This is a genomic window from Dyadobacter chenwenxiniae, from assembly GCF_022869785.1.
Lineage (GTDB): Bacteria > Bacteroidota > Bacteroidia > Cytophagales > Spirosomataceae > Dyadobacter > Dyadobacter chenwenxiniae.
In genome coordinates, this window is sequence record NZ_CP094997.1 from 3191422 (window position 1) to 3210156 (window position 18735).

At 46.3% G+C, this 18735-nt stretch carries 14 protein-coding genes and 1 pseudogene; 9 read left to right on the top strand and 6 right to left on the bottom strand.

From position 1 onward, the window contains the following. Positions 1-36: 36 nt before the first annotated feature. The gene (fucP, locus tag MUK70_RS13640) at positions 37-1281 is read right to left on the bottom strand and encodes an L-fucose:H+ symporter permease (protein WP_234652941.1); all 1245 of its coding nucleotides are present in this window, start codon (positions 1279-1281) and stop codon (positions 37-39) included. A gap of 66 nt (positions 1282-1347) precedes the next feature. Then, positions 1348-2181 carry an alpha/beta hydrolase gene (locus MUK70_RS13645; protein WP_234652943.1) on the bottom strand — a complete coding sequence of 278 codons (834 nt, stop codon included), beginning with the start codon at positions 2179-2181 and terminating at the stop codon, positions 1348-1350. 169 nt (positions 2182-2350) lie between these two features. Here MUK70_RS13645 and MUK70_RS13650 point away from each other — a divergent pair, with 169 nt between their 5' ends. Further along, a complete protein-coding gene (locus MUK70_RS13650) occupies positions 2351-2515 on the top strand; it encodes a lmo0937 family membrane protein (RefSeq protein WP_234608252.1) in 165 nt (54 codons plus the stop codon). Between the two features lie 114 nt (positions 2516-2629). Here MUK70_RS13650 and MUK70_RS13655 read toward each other — a convergent pair whose 3' ends face one another. Then, a complete protein-coding gene (locus tag MUK70_RS13655) occupies positions 2630-3316 on the bottom strand; it encodes an arylesterase (RefSeq protein WP_234652945.1) in 687 nt (228 codons plus the stop codon). Between the two features lie 226 nt (positions 3317-3542). On the opposite strand from MUK70_RS13655, the gene MUK70_RS13660 reads away from it, so the two are divergent. The 4 genes from MUK70_RS13660 (at position 3543) to MUK70_RS13675 (ending at position 11928) form a co-directional block, all read left to right on the top strand. Next, on the top strand, positions 3543-4211 hold the full coding sequence (locus MUK70_RS13660) for an ABC transporter ATP-binding protein (RefSeq protein ID WP_234608250.1): 669 nt from the start codon (positions 3543-3545) through the stop codon (positions 4209-4211). 61 nt (positions 4212-4272) lie between these two features. Next, the gene (locus tag MUK70_RS13665; RefSeq protein ID WP_234652947.1) at positions 4273-6810 is read left to right on the top strand and encodes an ABC transporter permease; all 2538 of its coding nucleotides are present in this window, start codon (positions 4273-4275) and stop codon (positions 6808-6810) included. A 383-nt stretch (positions 6811-7193) separates the two neighbouring features. Further along, entirely contained in the window at positions 7194-10223 is a 3030-nt protein-coding gene (locus MUK70_RS13670) for a SusC/RagA family TonB-linked outer membrane protein (protein ID WP_234655367.1), read from the top strand. A 10-nt stretch (positions 10224-10233) separates the two neighbouring features. Then, the gene (locus tag MUK70_RS13675) at positions 10234-11928 is read left to right on the top strand and encodes a RagB/SusD family nutrient uptake outer membrane protein (protein ID WP_234652950.1); all 1695 of its coding nucleotides are present in this window, start codon (positions 10234-10236) and stop codon (positions 11926-11928) included. Between the two features lie 174 nt (positions 11929-12102). Here MUK70_RS13675 and MUK70_RS13680 read toward each other — a convergent pair whose 3' ends face one another. The 3 genes and pseudogenes from MUK70_RS13680 to MUK70_RS13690 all read right to left on the bottom strand — a co-directional run bounded on the left by MUK70_RS13680 (position 12103) and on the right by MUK70_RS13690 (position 13866). Continuing rightward, positions 12103-12393, bottom strand: coding sequence for a helix-turn-helix transcriptional regulator (locus tag MUK70_RS13680; RefSeq protein ID WP_234608247.1), 291 nt, complete (start codon positions 12391-12393; stop codon positions 12103-12105). Continuing rightward, positions 12383-12511, bottom strand: a pseudogene (locus tag MUK70_RS13685) (type II toxin-antitoxin system RelE/ParE family toxin); the annotation flags it as partial. The gene MUK70_RS13680 and the pseudogene MUK70_RS13685, both read right to left, overlap by 11 nt. 323 nt (positions 12512-12834) lie before the next feature. Next, positions 12835-13866, bottom strand: a complete 1032-nt coding sequence (locus tag MUK70_RS13690; RefSeq protein WP_234652952.1) for a LacI family DNA-binding transcriptional regulator — start codon at positions 13864-13866, stop codon at positions 12835-12837. A 127-nt stretch (positions 13867-13993) separates the two neighbouring features. On the opposite strand from MUK70_RS13690, the gene iolB reads away from it, so the two are divergent. From iolB to iolG, 4 genes are all read left to right on the top strand, one after another. Next, positions 13994-14857 (top strand): 5-deoxy-glucuronate isomerase, encoded by an 864-nt coding sequence (iolB, locus tag MUK70_RS13695; protein ID WP_234652954.1) that lies wholly within the window; start codon positions 13994-13996, stop codon positions 14855-14857. 175 nt (positions 14858-15032) lie between these two features. Further along, on the top strand, positions 15033-16040 hold the full coding sequence (gene iolC / locus MUK70_RS13700) for a 5-dehydro-2-deoxygluconokinase (protein ID WP_234652956.1): 1008 nt from the start codon (positions 15033-15035) through the stop codon (positions 16038-16040). 66 nt (positions 16041-16106) lie between these two features. Next, positions 16107-17573, top strand: coding sequence for a CoA-acylating methylmalonate-semialdehyde dehydrogenase (locus MUK70_RS13705; RefSeq protein ID WP_234652958.1), 1467 nt, complete (start codon positions 16107-16109; stop codon positions 17571-17573). Positions 17574-17674: 101 nt separating this feature from the next. Next, a complete protein-coding gene (gene iolG, locus MUK70_RS13710) occupies positions 17675-18703 on the top strand; it encodes an inositol 2-dehydrogenase (RefSeq protein ID WP_234652960.1) in 1029 nt (342 codons plus the stop codon). Positions 18704-18735: the final 32 nt, after the last annotated feature.

Sequence of the window (18735 nt, forward strand, 5' to 3'; positions counted from 1 at the left end):
TTATTTAAAGCATTAAAAAATCAATTCGAAAGCACATTACTGCACTTTATAAAATTTATATCCGAACAAGAATATCACCGCATAGCAAATGATCGGCAAATAGTAGGCATGCGCTACGTCGGATTCTGCAACAGCACCCATTGCGAATGGGAAGAATGCTCCGCCCACAACACCCATGGAAATAAAAGAAGAGGCTTGCTGTGTATGTTTTCCCAGATTTTTAAGTCCCAAACTAAAAATTGTAGGGAACATGATGCTGAAAAAGAAATTGAGCATTAATAATGCAATGAATGACGGCCAGCCCCAGCTCTGCGCGATGATCAGACACATTACAATGTTGCAAGCAGCGAAAATGGCCAATAAGGAGTTTGGTGCAATAAAACGCATCAGGAAAGTGCCGACGAAACGCCCCGTTAGCATCAGTACGAAAAACAAGATCATATAGTTACCGGCAACCGCGTCCGTGAAGCCCATTTTCTCATGGCCATAATTGATGAAGAACGCCCACGTTCCGGCTTGTGCTGCCACATTGAAAAACTGTGCAATAACCGACCACTTGAAATGGCTGTGCTCGAAAAGGCCTTTTTCAGGGTGCGTATCCACGTTTGCCGCAGAAGGATCGGCAACGACGTGCGGGTCTGTAAGTGTCGGAACTTTTACAAAGGAGAATAAAACAGCGATGGTTGCGATTACGCTTCCAATGACGATATATAATGTTTTTACAGATGTAAGGTCTGTGCTGCCTTCCACATTGTTTCGAAGCAAAAAATAAGAACCCACGGCTGGTCCGATGATCGTGCCCAGGGCATTGAATGCCTGTGCAAAGTTGATGCGCATATCACTTGTGCGCTGGTCACCAAGGGATGCTACGAACGGGTGCGCAACGGTTTCCAGTGTAGAAATCCCGCATCCCAGGATGAACAATGCACCGCCGAAAAATGGAAATGAAGCGGCCGCAGCAGCCGGAACGAAAAGAAATGAACCCAATGCAAACAACGACAGCCCGAAAAGCACACCATTCTTATATCCGAAACGCTTCATGAAAAGACCGGCAGGAATACCCATGACACCATAAGCGCCGAATATAGCGAATTGTACGAATGCAGATTGTGTTTTGCTAAGACTTAAAACGTGCTGAAAATGTTTGTTCAAAACGTCGCCCATCGTGATCGCGATGCCCCAGAACATGAACAGGGATGTTACAAAAATGAGTGTTATCAGGTATTTGTTCTCAGTGAATCGGGCTTTGGTGGGCTCCACGGTAGAGGAATAGTTGCTCATCTAGCTGAATAGTAAAAATAAATATTAGGTAGGTTCTATTTTTTTCGAAACGTAAATTAGAGAAATTTAATTGGAAGGATTTGGCTTTCTATTGAAATAGTTGTCCATAAAAAGTAACTGATATTGTATCGCATTGGTCCAGTAGGGCCAGTTATGCGCACCTGGTCGCACAAGATAATCATGTGGGATATTTCTGTAAATCAGCTGTTCGTGCAACTTTTCATTCACCCCGTAAAAGAAATCATCGACGCCGCAATCGATCATGATCGCCAGCGAATTGGGCGTCAGTAAATGCAGCATATTTATAACTGTGTTACTTTCCCACCTTTCAGGCTGCTCGGCGTATTTGCCCAACTTTTTAGCCATATCCCAATTGTTTGGAAAAGGACGGATATCGACGCCGCCGCTCATGCTGCCCGCCGCACCGAAAATATCCTGATGCCGGAAAGCAAGATAAAGCGCACCATGTCCGCCCATGCTCAAACCTGTAATGCCACGACCTGTGCGGTCTTTGATGGTTTTATATTTTGAATCTATAAAGGAAACCAGTTCTTTGGAAACATAAGTCTCATACTGCGACTGCGCATCCACAGGACTATCCCAATACCAGCTTCCGTAACCGCCATCAGGGCAAACAATGATCATATTATAAAGGTCCGCGGCTTTTTCAAAGCCTTTGGCCTTTGAAACCCAGTCCGCGTAATTCCCACTGTAACCGTGCAGCAAATACACCACCGGATAAGTTTTTCCCGAATCGTACTGAGATGGCTTTACGACCACCGTTTTGAGATTTTTCTTCATAGCCGCACTGTAAACCTGAATGGTGTCCACAGTCGCCGCCGACGCACAATGGCAGATTATTGCACAAATAATAAGAGTGAACAGGATATTTTTTTTCATAAATTTTTGAGAAAATTTTCTACAACTTAGCGCTATACATAATTTCAATTGTTCAAATATTGTAGAATTCGGGGAATAATAAGGCCCTATTTTCATGTATGACGTCTGGCACTCTATTTGTTATAAATCACATTATCACAAATAACTCAAACTCAAAAAATTTAAGACAATGGGAAATCTTCTTTATACAATAGCTGTCATTTTGGTCATTCTTTGGCTGATCGGCTATTTTGGCTTTGCCAGCTTTGGAATGGGTAACATCATTCACATTCTTTTGGTGATTGCAGTGATTGCGATAGTTCTTCGTTTGATTCGTGGCGACAGGGTTGTGTAAGGAGAAAGCACCTAATAAATGAAAAGGCCCGGGATGGATGTTTTTTTAACATTATCCCGGGCTTTTAGTTTGTTTATGCCGCTGCAAAACTCCGGTTTCTCCTTGTACTGCGGTTCACAGCAGATCCTTAATCCGCACCCAGACGTTTTCTGCCAGGATTTTATGCCCTTCTTCTGTAGGATGAATGCCGTCCGGCAAATTCAGCTTACTTTCTCCACCGACGCCTTCCAGCAAAAACGGAATGAGTGTAAGGTTATTCGCTTTGGCAATCTCTGCATACACGGCTTTGAATTCGGAAGCATATTTTTGCCCCATATTCGGCGGGATCTGCATACCGGCCAGCACAAGCTTGGCATCGGGATATTTGGCATGCACCTTATCCAGAATTGCTTGCAGATTTTTCCTGGTTTCGGAAACCGGAATGCCCCTTAACCCATCATTACCACCCAATTCCAGCACAAAGATGTCCAGAGGCTGCTTCAAAAGCCAATCGATCCGGCTGTTTCCCCCCGACGTTGTCTCACCGCTCACACCTGCGTTAATCACCTTGTAATCAAGTCCGAGGGAGTCAATTCGTTTTTGAATTAAACCGGCAAATGCTTGTGAAGGATCATCAAGGCCGTAACCCGCAGTGAGGCTGTTACCGAAAAACACAATGGTTTTTTTGGTGCCGACTGTGGCTTCGCTGACTGTCTTCACGGAGTCAGCCTGCCCGGCGGTTTCTTGTTTTTCAGTGTTACAAGACGTCAAAATGGCCACGGAAAGCAGCATTCTGGCTATAAAAACAAAGCGATTTATCATATAATATGTTAACCAGTAGATTATTTAAGCACGAACATTTAAAACTGTTCCTAAAAGACTAGGTTGCGGGGCCGCTCCACGGTGGCCGCTCCACGGTGGCCGCTCATTTAGTTTTAAACGCCGTTTAAACTATATTTATGTGCAACCTAAATCCAAAAGAACCAAATTGGAGTAAATCAAGCTGCCCCGGCCCGCACCAGGGAAAACATAAAATTATAAACAATTGATGGATACCATACTCGATCTGCAACAGGTTAGTAAAATTTATAAAAGTGGCGACCGCTCTTTGACCGTTTTAGATAATATTAATTTTTCAATCGCAGCCGGGTCGACCATGTCGATCGTCGGGCCTTCGGGAAGCGGGAAAACGACGCTTTTGGGCCTGTGCGCAGGATTGGACAGATCCACGTCAGGGACCGTTGAGCTGCACGGAACCAGACTCAACGACCTGAATGAGGACCAGCTGGCTGCTGTCCGAAATCAATATGTAGGGTTTATTTTCCAAAACTTCCAGCTGCTTCCCACGCTTACCGCGCTGGAAAATGTCATGGTCCCGCTCGAACTTCGCGGTGAAAAGAACATTAAACCCCGTGCTCTGGACTTGCTGGACAAAGTGGGCCTCGCAGAAAGAAGTCATCATTATCCCACCCAGCTTTCCGGCGGAGAGCAACAACGCGTTTCGCTTGCAAGAGCATTTTCCAACAAACCACAAATCCTTTTTGCGGACGAACCAACAGGAAATCTGGACGCGGAAACCAGCGAGAAAGTGGTGAAGCTGCTTTTCGATCTTAACCGGGAAGCCGGGACGACGCTTGTACTGGTGACGCATGACCTGGAACTTGCCGCCAAAACACAACGCATTATTCGCATTAAAGGCGGCAAACTGGTTGAATAACTTAAGACTTACCAGGTCTTGAAGACCTGGTAAGTCTCGTAGCCGTCTAACTCATCATAAAATGAACAAAATAAATCTCCCCTGGTTACTGCAAATGGCGTGGCGTGACAGCCGGAAAAACCGATCGCGGCTTTTGCTTTTTATTTCGTCTATCATTCTTGGCATTGCCGCACTCGTGGCGATTTACTCGCTGGGTGATAATTTGAGACAAAATATTGATAACCAAGCAGCAACATTGATCGGCGCTGACCTGGCGCTTAACACGGGAAAGCCGGTTGAAGGGAAAGCCAGAACCCTCGTAGACTCATTAGGAAAGACCCGATCCGAGGAGCGGAGCTTTGCTTCCATGATTTATTTTCCAAGAAGCGGTGGAAACAGACTGGCGCAGGTGAAGGCGCTGGAAGGCGACTTTCCTTATTATGGAAAATTTGAAACTGTGCCCGTTACCGCGGAAAAAACATTCCGGTTGCGCCGGGAAGCACTTGTGGACCAGACGCTGATGCTGCAATATCAGGCCAAAGTCGGAGATTCGATCAAGATTGGTAATGTTACTTTTGCCATTGCCGGAATTCTGGAAAAGGCACCCGGATCAACAGGATTAACAAGCACAGTAGCGCCGACCGTGTACATTCCGATGCGCTATTTGACGCAAACCGGTTTAATGCAAAAAGGAAGCCGCGTGGCCTATCGTTATTATTACAAATTTGCGCCGAACACAGACGTTGAAAAGCTTGCAAAACAGCTCGAACCACGCTTTGAAGCGGGTGATCTCGATTACAAGACCATTCAATCGCAAAAAGAAGACACGGGCCGGTCATTCAAGGATCTGACGCGTTTCCTGGCATTAGTTGGATTTGTCGCGTTGCTTTTGGGCTGCATTGGCGTGGCGAGCGCCATCCACATTTACATCCGGGAAAAACTGAATTCCATTGCTATTCTACGCTGTCTGGGCGTCAAAGGTTCTCAGGCCTTTTTGATTTACTTAATTCAAATTGCGGGAATCGGTATAATCGGATCCGTATTGGGTGCCATGCTAGGCACCGCGATCCAGCAGTTTTTGCCCGTCGTTATCAAGGACTTCCTGCCTTTTGAACTTACTACGGACATTTCCTGGCTTGCTATCGGGCAAGGTTTGGCCATTGGCGTCCTTATTTCCATCCTTTTTGCTTTGCCTCCGCTGGTATCCATCCGCAAGGTCTCACCCTTAAATGTATTGCGCGTTTCACTGGATGCCGTGAAGATGGAAAGAGACCCGTGGGCCTGGGTGCTGTATGGGCTGATCGTTGTTTTTATTTACGGCTTCGCGTTCCTGCAAATGCAAACGTGGATCGAAGCGTTGGTTTTCACGGCAAGCATTCTGGCTTCGTTCGTTATTTTGTACGCCATAGCGAGCCTGCTCATGTGGCTTGTGCGCAAGTTTTTCCCAACTTCGTGGAGTTATTTATGGCGGCAGGGACTAGCGAATCTGTATCGCCCTAATAACCAGACTTCTATTCTGGTTGTTTCTATTGGCCTTGGCACATGTCTGGTCTGTACATTGTTTTTCGTTCAATCCATTTTACTTAACCGGGTAAAAATGTCATCCAGCGGCAACCAGCCCAACATTGTGCTCTTCGACATTCAGGGAAGCCAGAAAGACGCTGTACTGGCTATCGCAAAGGCGCAAAATATTCCTGTTAATCAAAATGTTGCGATTGTAAATATGCGATTGGAAGAAGTGAATGGTAAAACCGCTTCCGACTTTGAAGGCGACACCACTGCCGAACAGTCCCGCCGGATTTTCGGGCGTGAATACCGCGTTACATTCCGCGATTCACTAAGTTCTACGGAAAAACTCACCAAGGGACAATGGAAAGGCACTTACAAAAATGCAGACGGTCTCATCCCTATCTCACTTGAACAAGGTTTTGCAGATCGAAGCAGGCTGAAACTCGGGGACACGCTGATTTTCAATGTGCAGGGAACAATGATGTCGACCACGGTTTCAAGTTTCCGCGAAGTTAACTGGGGTGAAGTGCAAACCAACTTCCTCGTAATTTTCCCGACCGGCGTGCTGGAAGAGGCTCCGCAATTTCACGTTATGCTTACGCACGTGCCCAATCCACAGGCCTCGGCGGTTTTTCAGCAAGCCATTGTTCGCCAGTTCCCCAATATTTCGATCATCGACCTTGCATTGGTACTCAGGGTTTTAGATGATATTTTTAACAAAATCGGTTTTGTAATCCGGTTTATGGCGGGATTCAGCATTCTCACGGGATTGATTGTGCTGATCGCCTCCGTATTAATCAGTAAATATCAACGTTTGCAGGAGAGCGTTTTACTGAGAACATTAGGTGCCAGCCGGAAACAGATATTCGCTATCACAGCATTGGAATACTTTTTCCTGGGATCTTTGGCGGCGTTAACAGGCATTTTGCTATCGCTCGTTGGGAGCTTTTTATTAGCAAAATTCAGTTTTGAAGCAGAATTCAAACCCGAATTTCTACCAGTAATCATCGTCTTTCTTTTTGTGTCTTCAATGACCGTTCTCATCGGTTTGGTCAACAGTCGCGGCATTTTATCGCGTCCGCCGCTGGAAGTGTTGCGTCAAGACGTTTAAGCGCTTTAAGGCCGGTTTGACAACTCCTTAAACTCAATTTGCTTCCCCACAAGCACAACAACCGACTTTTGCGATGCAATTGTCGGTTGTTGTGCTTGTGGGCTATTGATGTATTTTCCTGTTGGTTTCATCCTATTTATTCTTTGTATTTTTTCAAACGTTTGCATAAAATTTCAAACGTTTGCATTAGCTATCAACTAATTTCTATTAAATATTTCAAAAATACAATTTGTAATCTTGTGTGACCAGAACCCTAAACCATATGATATGCCCCTCTTAGCACGTGCATCCTACTTTTCATTAACAATTCAACCCAATAATTTGATCTCATGAAAAAAACTTTGACTCTATTGGTCAAAACCGGGACACTTGGCGTCTGTATGATGCAAGCCGCAGCGATCTGCGGTCCGCATGCACAGGCAGCAGCCATATCGCCGGCTTCGGGAAACCCGGCAACGTATGCCGGCATTCATATGCCTGTTATGCCAGACGTTACGCTTACAGGAAAGGTGCTTGCGGATGGGACAACGGAAGGATTACCCGGCGTTACTGTGGTCGTTACACCTGTTTCCGGCGGAACAAAGCAAGGTGCTACGACGGATGAAAACGGCGTTTTTACCATTCAAAACCTGCAAACGGGAACACGTTACAATCTGGAATTCAGTTATATAGGATTTGAAAAACAATCCTTAAACGATTTCCTGCTTACTGAATCCAATATTAATTCCATTGAAATAAAACTGAAAGAATCTGCATCCAACCTGAGCGAAGTGGTGGTTGTTGGTTATGGAACGACTGTAAAGAAAGACATTACCGGATCGGTTAAGTCCTTGAAAAGCAGTGATTTCAATACCGGGATCATTAATTCACCGGAGCAATTGCTGCAAGGAAAGGTTTCGGGTGTGAATGTGACTTCCGCAACGGGTGAGCCTGGCGCGAAAACCAGCATTACCGTTCGAGGCCCGGGCGGGGTTCGCACAGGAAGCACGCCGCTTTTTGTGGTAGACGGAATGGCGCTCGACAACAGCGGAACCGGCGGTGATACAAACCCGTTGAACTTCATCAATCCGCAGGACATTGAGTCCATGGACGTTTTGAAAGATGCTTCGGCGACAGCAATTTATGGAGCACGCGGCGCAAACGGGGTTATTCTAATCACTACAAAAAAAGGAAAATCAGGACAGGCAAGCGTGACTTATTCAGGATCGCTGGGCATTTCTACACTGGCGCGGCCGCTGGATGTGTTATCCGGTCCGGAATTTTTGACGGAAGCTGCAAAAATAGGCGGAACGGTGATCAATGGCGGGGCGGATACGGACTGGCAAAAAGAGATTTCCCGCAGCGCAACCACGCACAACCATAACATTTCTGTGGGCGGCGGAACAGACAAGATGACCTATTACGGATCATTCGGAGCACAAAAACAGCAGGGCGTTTTGAAAGGCAGCCAGCAGGACCGCTACACAGGACGCATTAACCTCTCTCAAAAACTTTTAAATGATCGTGTTACGCTGGATGTAAACCTTAACGCAACCAATACAAAGAACAGAAAACCGAACGTCCAGGGTATGATCGGCGGTGCCATTACGGCAAACCCCACTTATGCGCCCTATGATGCGGACGGCAATCCGTTCCAATATCAGGATGGAACCAACCCATTGATCCCATTAAGGTTATACAAGGAAATTTTGAGTACAAACCGGATTCTGGCTTCTATTTCCCCTTCTGTTACGATCATGAAGGGCTTGGTTTACAAACTGAACTTTGGCCTTGACCATTCGACTGCTACGCAGGATAAGCAAACATTGCCGAACACGATCCCGTTTGAAATCGGCAGGCTTGAAAATTTCCAGTTTAAAAACAGTAACCGCCTGATCGAGAACTATCTTACTTACACGGCTGGCAACAAAGTGCATAGTTTCAACGCACTGGTGGGGCATTCTTACCAGCATATCTTCTTGCAGGACAAAAGGTTCAGCATTAACAAATTCCCGATTTCGGACATTGAACCGATCTATAACCCAGGTTTAGGGCAAGATCTTTCCCTAATCCTGAATGCACCCGAAGGCCACGCGACGATTAATGAACTGCAATCGTTTTTTGGAAGGGTAAATTATGGTTTCAGGGACAAATATCTGGCCACTGCAACATTGCGTGTGGACGGTTCTTCAAAATTTGGTGCGAACAATAAATATGGTTATTTCCCTTCATTCTCATTGGGTTGGAGAATTTCAGAAGAGCCATTCATGAAGTCGTCGCCATTCTCGGAGCTGAAATTGCGTGCAGGTTGGGGATCAACCGGAAATCAGGAAATTCCTTCCAAAATTACACTGGCGCGTTTCACTTCGGTTGTTTCACCAACAGCAAGTTACCCGCTTGGAACAGGCCCATATCCTGCCGGAACCACCAACACAAGGCTGGCGAATCCGAACATTCAGTGGGAAGTTTCCAAACAAACCGACATTGGTCTTGACTTCGGTCTGTTCAAAGGTGCGCTGAGCGGTGAGATAGATTATTTTACCAAAACGTCAGAAAAAATCTTGCTCGAAGTTATTCCTGCCGATCCTATTCAGCCTGCCGGAACATTCTGGACCAACGTGCCGGATATGAAAATCAAAAACCAGGGTCTTGAAGTTGACCTGAATTACCGCGAATCGCTGGACAACGGACTTCGCTATGGGTTTGGTGGTAACATTACATTTATCAAAAACGATGTGACCGGTTCGCCATATTCCGTGATTCCATCGGGCTCCGCACAAGGCTCGGGTCTGACTTCTGCAACGATCAACGGTTACATTAACAACCAGCCCATCGGAACATTCTTCCTGAAAGAATTTACCGGCTTTGACGACAAGGGGATCAACACTTTCAGGGACGTGGACGGTGGTGGGATCATTACGGACAAAGATCGCGTTGCCGCCGGGACGGCACTTCCTACCCGGATGTACAACTTCAATGGTAATGTGTCTTTTAAAGGCTTTGACCTGACCGCCAACTTCAATGGCGTTGCAGGAAACAAGGTTTACGACAACACGGCAAACTCCAATTTCTTCAAACTAAGGTTGCAAAAGGGCCTGAATGTCACCCGTGAGTCTTTTGCAGATGAAGCAGAATCCGTCAATAATTCAGCGCCTGTCTCTACCCGTTATCTCAAAAACGGCGCTTACCTGAGATTGAACAACCTTGCATTGGGATACAACCTGAACACCGCCAAGCTTGGCATCAACAAGTGGGTGCAGACGGTGCGCGTGTCGGTTACGGGACAGAATCTGGCGCTTTGGACCAAATACACAGGCTACGATCCTGAGGTGAACAACGACCGTTCCATCAACGGCATTACCTCTTATGGCGTTGACTATTTGAGTTATCCAAAGGCTAAAACAATTCTCTTTGGTCTTAATGTAGGCTTTTAAAAATCAAACGATGAAAAAGAAATTACCACTCATATTTGCGGTTGCCGGCATGCTGTTCATGGCACCTGGCTGCACCGATCTTGAAGAACAAGTGCTGGACGAAACCCTTCAGGCGAATTTGTCTCCCGACGAAGCTGCAAATGGCCTTTTGGCACCTGTTTACGCATTGCTTCCGAACTTATTCCAGCATACCACATATTTCGCATTGAACGAAATTACCACGGATGAGGCCATTTTGCCTTACCGGGGCGGAACCGACTGGGGCGATAACGGGATTTATCTTGCGCTGCACCAGCACAACACCACTGCAACAGATCCCAATGTGAACAACACCTGGGGCACATTATCACAATCCATTTCCAGGTCTATTACGGCCATTAACGGGTTGAAAAATTCGACATCCGCAACAGCAGCCTTATACACCGCAGAAGCGCGCGGAATGCGGGCATATTACAATATGATCATGCTCGATATGTTCGGGGTCGCTTTTGTTAAGGACGATCCAAACGCTGTTTCGGTCATTATCAGAGGTGAAGAAGCCGTAAAATACATTGAAAGTGAGCTGCTTGCTATCGAGCCGATTGTGCAACCCAAATCCGTCGTTGGCCCTGGAAGGCTGAACCAGGTGGCCGTCTGGGGCTTGCTGGCCCGTTTGAATTTGAATGCAGCCGTTTACCGCAACATTTACGCACCCACATTCGAGTTCCGTGCTGAGGATATGGACAAAGTGATCCAGTATACGGATAAGATCATTGCTTCCGGACAAGCGAAATTGTCACCAGATTACTTCTCGATTTTTGGCAACCAAAACCATTCGAACCAGGAGTTGATCTTCGCGGTAGACCAGCGCTCAGACCTGAATGGTCACAACCGTTTGGCCTACTTCTCAATATCCGGCGACCAATTCCCGCTCGCAGCATTCCCCGCAGCAAACGGAACCGATGGACCCGGTATCACATCCGACTTTTACCAGTCTTGGGTGCAGGCATACGGCGCAGTCGATCCGAAACGAGATCCGCGTTTTTATCAGGAAAATATGTCTGTTTATTCCAATGCAGCGGATACATGCGTTAAGGATTCAGATTACAAGATCAACCGCGGAATCTTGCGCGGTCAGCAATTTGGGGCTTTGCGTGTGAATGGTGCATTTTTAAGATGTCCTGATGGTCGGTTGAAAGTGGGAAAGTTGAGCTATGTAACGCGTAACAGGGCAGATCTGCCTGTCAGCTTCGGGGAGATAGTTGATTTTACGACGGCTGGAAGTAATTACAACACCGGTTACCGGGTTGCCAAGTATGAGTTTGGAAGCGAGTCGAACACGGGTCGTAATAAAGGCGATGCGGACATTGTAATCCTTCGTCTTGCAGACATTTACATGATGCGCGCCGAGGCCAAATTGCGCAAAGGCAACAACGCCGCAGCGGCATTAGCAGACGTTAACCTGGTAAGAGCTTCCAGAACGGCCACCGCGCCTCCGCCGGCATTGACAACCATGAATCTGGACTTGCTCTTCCGCGAAAGAGGATTTGAATTCTACTGGGAAATGCTCCGCCGCAGCGACATGATTCGTTTTGGCAAATACGAAGGCAAATGGACGGAGAAAACCAACGCCGATGTGAAGAAAAGGATCTTCCCAATCCCGCAGACTGCAATTGATGGAGCGTCGAACACACCTGGGTATTTAGTGCAGAATGAGGGGTATTAATTGACTTAAGATAGTTATTTATCCGACAGCCCAGGGTTTAACGCTCTGGGTTGTTTGTTTTTTGATGCTTCTCTTGCCCATTTATTAATAAGCTTTTTGCTAAGCTTCCGTGCTTGCGAAATTGTGAGAGTTTTTTCGCTATTTACTTGTGTGACAGTGTTAGGGATTATTTGTTTAGAATTCAAGCTCAATCTTCACTTTTCCTCCTAATCCTTTTTCGACAATGTCGTAAAGTGTTTTAAGCGTCAGATTGCTTCCGTCGTTTTCCACTCGGGAAATGTACTCCCTTTTTTTATTAATGATTTCTCCGAGCTGTGCCTGCGTTAGTTCTTTGTCTTCACGGGCTTTTCTTAGAAGCAATCCGATTTTAAAGCTTTCAAACTCCCTTTCCAGACGATCCCTTTCTTCGGTTCCTACGACTCCGTAAACATCGTCCTTTACTTGATCCCAAGTTCTAATGTCCATTACTATTCCGTTTAGTTTCAAAGTATTCATTCATGAGTCGCAACGCGCGTTCAATTTCCTTTTTGGGCGTTTTCTCAGTTTTCTTTTGAAATCCGTTCAGTAAGATTATGATGCTGTCGCTGTCAAAGAATCAAAAAACTCTCCAAATGTTTGATCCCAGCATAATCCTTGCTTCATAGAGTCCTTTTGTGCCACTTATATGTTTGAAAAAATGAGAAGGAATCCTCTGATATGTTTCTATTCCTTGGATTACCTTAAAAATCTTCTGCCTTACATTTGGTGGCTGCTGCGCCGCAAATTCATCAAAATAGTGCTTGTAAACGACAACTTTTCTAATCTTCGTCATGATAAAGGTAACTTTTAAGTTACTATGGTGCAATACCGCACCACGTTTTCAGACGTTAGACTTTTCTATCGGTCACAAAACTCTGTGAGAAATTTTCAAATCCGCAGCGAACTCTCCCTTATAATCAACTCCGAAGGCAGCACAATGCTTTCATGTTTGAAATCCTCCGCACCATTCACCTGATTCAAAAACAGCCGGGATGCTTCCATGCCGATTTTTCGGCCTGGTCGGCTAACAGTGGTTAATGATGGAAATGTATATGCCGAAATAGGTGAGTTATCGAAACCGACCAAACCAACGTCCTGCGGAATGCGGAGCCCTTTATCCTTCACGACACGCATGGCTCCTATTGCGACCTGGTCATTGACCCCAAAAATCGCATCCGGCGGAGTGGCCATTTCAAGAAGCCTTTTAGTCGGGACAATGGCGCTCTCTACCTTGAAATTCGTGTTGATAATAAATTCATCTTGAACCGCCATACCATACTTTTTGAGGCAATCCACATAACCTTTGAAACGCTGTTCGCTCACTGTCAAGCCGTTAGGACCTTTTAAATGTGCAATATTTTTATAGCCAATGTTGATTAAATGTTCTACGGCAGCAAAGGCTCCGTGGTAATCGTCGACGGTCGCGCGGCTGGTTTCGAAATCTTCATATTCACGATCTATGAAGATTAATGGGGTCTTTCTTTGAATTACACTTTCCAAATGTTCGTAATAGCCTGAATCATAAGTCTCTTGCGAAACGGATAGGAAGATGCCTTCGGTGCGGTTGGAAAGGAGTTTGGATAAATATTCTTTTTCCAATGCATAATTCTCATTGGTAACACAAATGTTGAGCGTATAACCCATCGGCTGCAATGCCTGATGAAGTCCTTCTATGACTGCGGTTTCGTAATAATTACTGATCGTAGGAACGACAACGCCCAGCGACGCCGTCTTTTTATTTAATAAGCTGAGCGACACTTCATTTCGCTGGTAACCGACCTCTCTCGCGTATTCCTGGATGTTTTTGCGGGTGTCTTCGTTGATCGCAGGATGGTCATTCAGGGCGCGGGAAACGGTGGATGGCGAGCATCGGAAGCGACGGGCAATGTCTTTAATTGTAACGGGACGGGAGGAATTCATTTGTATGATTATAGCAATTAATTCTTTGAAATTTTTTCAAACGTTTGCATTCAATATAAACATATTTACATTTTGTGTTTAATTTATACAACGCTATCATTGTGTACAAATGTAACGAATAACCACAATGAGTGACCTGCTGATTAAACCTGCGCCTGACCAAAAGACCTATCATTCTCTCACAAGCGATCAAGCCGGTTGGACTTACCTGAACTTCGAGGCTAAAATACTGGATGTAAACGAACAAATTTCAGGAAACACAGGCGAATACGAGTATTGCTTCGTTTTGCTGGGCGGGAACTTCAAAATGGAATCGGCAGGACAGACCTGGGAAACCAGAAACGGTCGCAAGGATGTGTTCAGCGGGATTGGACATGCGATGTATTTGTCAAGAAATACAGACTATGTTTTAACCGCACAGTCGCCTCAAACAGACATTGCGATTTGCTATGTAGCATCCGATGAAGATCATCCACCTCGCATGAAGCGCCCGGAGGAAGCAGCGATTGAATATAGAGGCGGTGATAATGCAAACCGCCAGATTAACAGCCTTTTAGAGCCTGGTTTTGATTGTCATAAAATTGTATGCGTAGAAGTTTACACGCCTTCGGGAAATTGGAGCTCATTTCCTGCGCATAAACACGACGTGCGTACGGAAGATGAAAACGGCAATTTGATTGAGGCTAATCTGGAGGAAATATATTTTTACAAAATCGACAAACCGCAGGGATATGCGATCCAGCAGGTTTACACAGCGGACAGATCGCTGGATGAAATTGTCAGGGTGCATCATAATGAGGCTGTGCTGGTTCCAAAAGGTTATCATCCCGTGGTTGCCGGGCATGGCTACAATGTTTACTATCTCAATTTCCTGGCCGGCAGCGACCAATCCCTGGCCAACACATCCGACCCTGATCATGACTGGATTTACGGAACCTGGAAAGGCTCCGATCCCAGGTTGCCGATTGTAACGGCGGAGATGAATGGATAAGAGCGGTCGGCTTTCGGCGGTCGGCTGTCAGCTATAAACCTTATGCTGTAAGCTTTAAGCCCTATTGTGTAAGCTTTGGCAAGCTTCTGAATAATAATGAATTAAACAAAAATGTATACAGCTTATAGCCTATAGCTGACGGCCGAGAGCCGAGAGCCGAAATCCAAACTTCCCTATGAAAAAATACGACCTCCTGACCCTCGGCCGCTCGTCTATAGACTTGTATTCGGCCAATGTGGGCAGCCCTTTTGAAAAAATTGAGGCATTTAATGCTTTTGTGGGCGGTTGTCCGCTCAATATCGCCACCGGCGCACGCCGACTTGGCTTGGAAACTGCGATTCTGACGGGAATTGGCAATGATCAGGTAGGGAATTTTATCAAACATTTCCTGAATCAGGAAGGCATCATTACAGATTGGGTGCCAACGATTGAAGGCACCAGAAGCTCTGCGGTTGTGCTGGGCATTGAGCCGCCCGATCGCTTTCCCCTCGTTTATTATCGTGAAAATTGCGCGGACATTAATCTGAACATCGATCACGTTGACGCCATTCCGTTCGGAGATTTTAAAGCCGCCGCATTTTCCGGAACCGCATTCAGCAAAGATCCGAGCCGCACTGCGATGTTCTATGCTTTGGAATTGGCCAAGAAAAACAATGTAACCCGGTTGCTGGACATTGATTTCCGGGCAGATCAATGGTTTGATCCGCGGGCGTTTGGCGTCACAATCCGTGCGGCATTGGGCAGTTTCAACATTGTGGTGGGGACGGAGGAAGAAATTCTGGCCACATTCCTGACAGACAAAGAACAGCTCCTGATCAAGCATCAGCAAATCTCCGCTCCTGAAATACGTGGTAACATTGAAAATGCAATCCAGGAAATCATGCTTTCGGGTGTGGAAACATTGGTTGTGAAGCGGGGAAAAGATGGCGCTTCCATTTTTCAGCCTGGTAAAGAGGAGGTTAAGGTGCCTGGTTTCCCTGTGGAAGTGCTAAATGTGCTTGGCGCAGGTGATGCGTTTTGTGCCGGATTCTCTTTTGGATTGCTGAGCGGCTGGGATTTGTATCAAAGCGTGAGAATGGGTAATGCCTGCGGTGCGATCATTGTCACCAGAGAAGGCTGCGCCAATTTTATGCCGACAAGATCCGAGGTGGATGCATTTGTTGCTGGCTACGGCGGATTGTAGAGACTTGCTAAGTCTTGAAGACTTAGCAAGTCTCTAGTCAAACTTTTGAATTATAATCAAATACAAATGGAAAAATTACAAAATTACATCAATGGACAGTGGGTGGACAGCCATTCGGATCATTTCGAGAATGTGCTGAATCCTGCCAGCCAGGAAGTGCTTGCACAAGTGCCTTATGGCAATGCAAGGGACGTTGCAGATGCTGCGGAAGCTGCGGTAAAAGGATTCCAGGAATGGAGAAGCACGCCTGTTTCGAAGCGCGTTCAATATTTATTTAAACTAAAAACCCTGCTGGAAGATAATACGGACGACATTGCAAGAACAATTGTGCTGGAATCCGGCAAAACATTCATCGAAGCCAAAGCAGAAATGGTGCGTGCGATCGAGAATGTGGAGAATGCTTGTGGAATGCCAGCGATGATGCAAGGCGAGTTTTCGGAGGACATTGCCAAAGGAATTGACGAATACATGATCCGTCAGCCGCTGGGCGTTTGCGCTTGCATTGCGCCCTTCAACTTTCCAGGAATGATCACATTCTGGTTCCTTCCTTACGCGCTGGCTTGCGGGAACAGCTACATCATTAAGCCGTCTGAAAAAGTGCCATTAACGATGACTAAAATCGTGGCCCTGATGGAACAATTGGATTTACCGAAAGGCGTGCTCAATCTTGTTCAAGGAGCGCGCGAAGTGGTGGATGGGATCCTGGAACATCCTGCTATTAAAGGGATTAGCTTCGTTGGATCATCCAATGTTGCCAAATATGTGTATTCCAAAGGCGCTGCGAACGGAAAACGCGTGCAGGCACAAGGCGGTGCTAAAAATCCGGTGATCGTTTTGCCGGATGCCGACATTGAAATGACTTCTCAAATCGTGATCGACAGCGTTTACGGCTGTGCCGGACAGCGCTGTTTGGCTGCTTCGACCATCATCACAGTCGGTGAGCATAAGGACATTACGGAAAGTCTGGTTGAATCTGCGAAGAACAGAAAAACCGGTTTCGGACTTGATAGCGACGTGCAAATGGGCCCGGTGATCACGGCTGAAAGCAAATCAAGAGTTCAAACATTGATCGACAAAGGATTAAGCGAAGGCGGACGGCTACTCGTAGATGGCCGCAATGCGCAAGTGAATGGTTATGAGCAAGGTAACTTCATTAATCCAACCATTATTGAAGACATCCCGCTGGATGGTGAACTTGCTACAACTGAAATTTTCGGTCCCGTTTTGAGCCTGGTTCACATTAACACCATCGACGAAGCGATCCGCTTTATCAATGCGGGCAAATACGGAAATATGGCGTGCATATTCACCAGCAGCGGCTCCAATGCAAGAAAATTCCGCCACGAAGCAGAAGCCGGAAACATTGGTATCAACATCGGCGTAGCCGCCCCTGTTGCCCAATTCCCCTTCTCAGGCTGGAAAGAAAGCTTTTACGGCGATTTACACGGACAAGGAAAACACGCAGTAGAATTCTTCACGCAAACAAAAGTCGTGATCGAGCGCTGGCTGAAAGAGTGGAACAGGAAGTTTTAAGCACAATCGGCCATCGGCTTTCGGCTATCGGCTATCGGCAGTTAAAAAAACGAAAGCCGACAGCCGAAGTAAATAAATAAACTATTTATCCAACAAGAAAAATGACAAAAAAATTAAAGACCGGGGTTATCGGCCTGGGTCGGATTGGGCAGATTCACCTGAGTAACCTGGTTCATCACATGCCTGACGCTGAGGTAATTATTGCTTCTGACGTGTCGCTTGTTTCGCATGAATTCGCGCGCAGTCTGGGCGTCGCCGAGGTGACAACCGACGCTTACGACGTGATTAATCATCCTGATGTAGAGGCGGTTATCATTTGCTCCCCCACTCCATTCCACGTTCCTTACACAGTTGCAGCGGCTGAAAAAGGGAAGCATGTGTTTTGTGAAAAACCTTTGGATGTGACATTGGAAGCCATCCAAGCTGCCGAAAAAGCTGTTACAGACAACAATGTGAAATTAATGCTAGGCTTCAACCGCCGTTTTGACGCTAATTTCAGCAATGTTCGCAACCTGGTGGAAGCCAACAAAATCGGTGATCCGCACATCCTGCGTATTACGAGCCGTGACCCTGCGCCTCCGCCTGTGGAATATCTGAAAATTTCAGGCGGCATTTTCCTGGACATGTCCATTCACGATTTCGATATGGCGCGTTACATTGTCGGCAGCGAGGTGAAAGAGGTTTTTGTAAAAGGCGATGCGCTTATTCATCCGGAGATCAAGGAATTCGGGGATATAGACACAGCCGTTATCGTGCTAACCTTTGAGAATGGAGCGATTGGCGTCATTGACAACAGCAGAAAAGCAGTTTACGGTTATGACCAGCGTCTTGAAATTTTTGGCTCAAAAGGTATGGCGAAGGCTGAAAATAACACTTCGGACACGTTAGTGCATTTCGACAGCAATGGCGGACATATTTCGCTGCCGCTGCATTTCTTCTTGGAAAGATACGAAACTGCCTATCGCGTTTGCCTTAAATCGTTCATTGACTGCGTGTTGCAAGACAAACCGTCGCCGGTTGATGCGCATGATGGATTAATGGCCACCGCAATTGGCATCGCTGCCATGAAATCGCTGACAGAAGGCCGCAGCGTAAGAATGGATGAGGTTTTGCAGTATGCGGCGGTTTAAGTTAATTCGTATAGAAAAATCGAAAGCCAAAT

Coding starts and splice junctions, on each gene's coding strand:
- iolG (WP_234652960.1), top strand. CDS start 17,675: ATGACAAAAAAATTAAAGACCGGGGTTATCGGCCTGGGTCGGATTGGG.
- MUK70_RS13665 (WP_234652947.1), top strand. CDS start 4,273: ATGAACAAAATAAATCTCCCCTGGTTACTGCAAATGGCGTGGCGTGAC.
- MUK70_RS13670 (WP_234655367.1), top strand. CDS start 7,194: ATGCAAGCCGCAGCGATCTGCGGTCCGCATGCACAGGCAGCAGCCATA.
- MUK70_RS13680 (WP_234608247.1), bottom strand. CDS start 12,393: ATGGACATTAGAACTTGGGATCAAGTAAAGGACGATGTTTACGGAGTC.
- MUK70_RS13660 (WP_234608250.1), top strand. CDS start 3,543: ATGGATACCATACTCGATCTGCAACAGGTTAGTAAAATTTATAAAAGT.
- MUK70_RS13645 (WP_234652943.1), bottom strand. CDS start 2,181: ATGAAAAAAAATATCCTGTTCACTCTTATTATTTGTGCAATAATCTGC.
- MUK70_RS13690 (WP_234652952.1), bottom strand. CDS start 13,866: ATGAATTCCTCCCGTCCCGTTACAATTAAAGACATTGCCCGTCGCTTC.
- MUK70_RS13655 (WP_234652945.1), bottom strand. CDS start 3,316: ATGATAAATCGCTTTGTTTTTATAGCCAGAATGCTGCTTTCCGTGGCC.
- MUK70_RS13675 (WP_234652950.1), top strand. CDS start 10,234: ATGAAAAAGAAATTACCACTCATATTTGCGGTTGCCGGCATGCTGTTC.
- MUK70_RS13650 (WP_234608252.1), top strand. CDS start 2,351: ATGGGAAATCTTCTTTATACAATAGCTGTCATTTTGGTCATTCTTTGG.
- iolB (WP_234652954.1), top strand. CDS start 13,994: ATGAGTGACCTGCTGATTAAACCTGCGCCTGACCAAAAGACCTATCAT.
- iolC (WP_234652956.1), top strand. CDS start 15,033: ATGAAAAAATACGACCTCCTGACCCTCGGCCGCTCGTCTATAGACTTG.
- MUK70_RS13705 (WP_234652958.1), top strand. CDS start 16,107: ATGGAAAAATTACAAAATTACATCAATGGACAGTGGGTGGACAGCCAT.
- fucP (WP_234652941.1), bottom strand. CDS start 1,281: ATGAGCAACTATTCCTCTACCGTGGAGCCCACCAAAGCCCGATTCACT.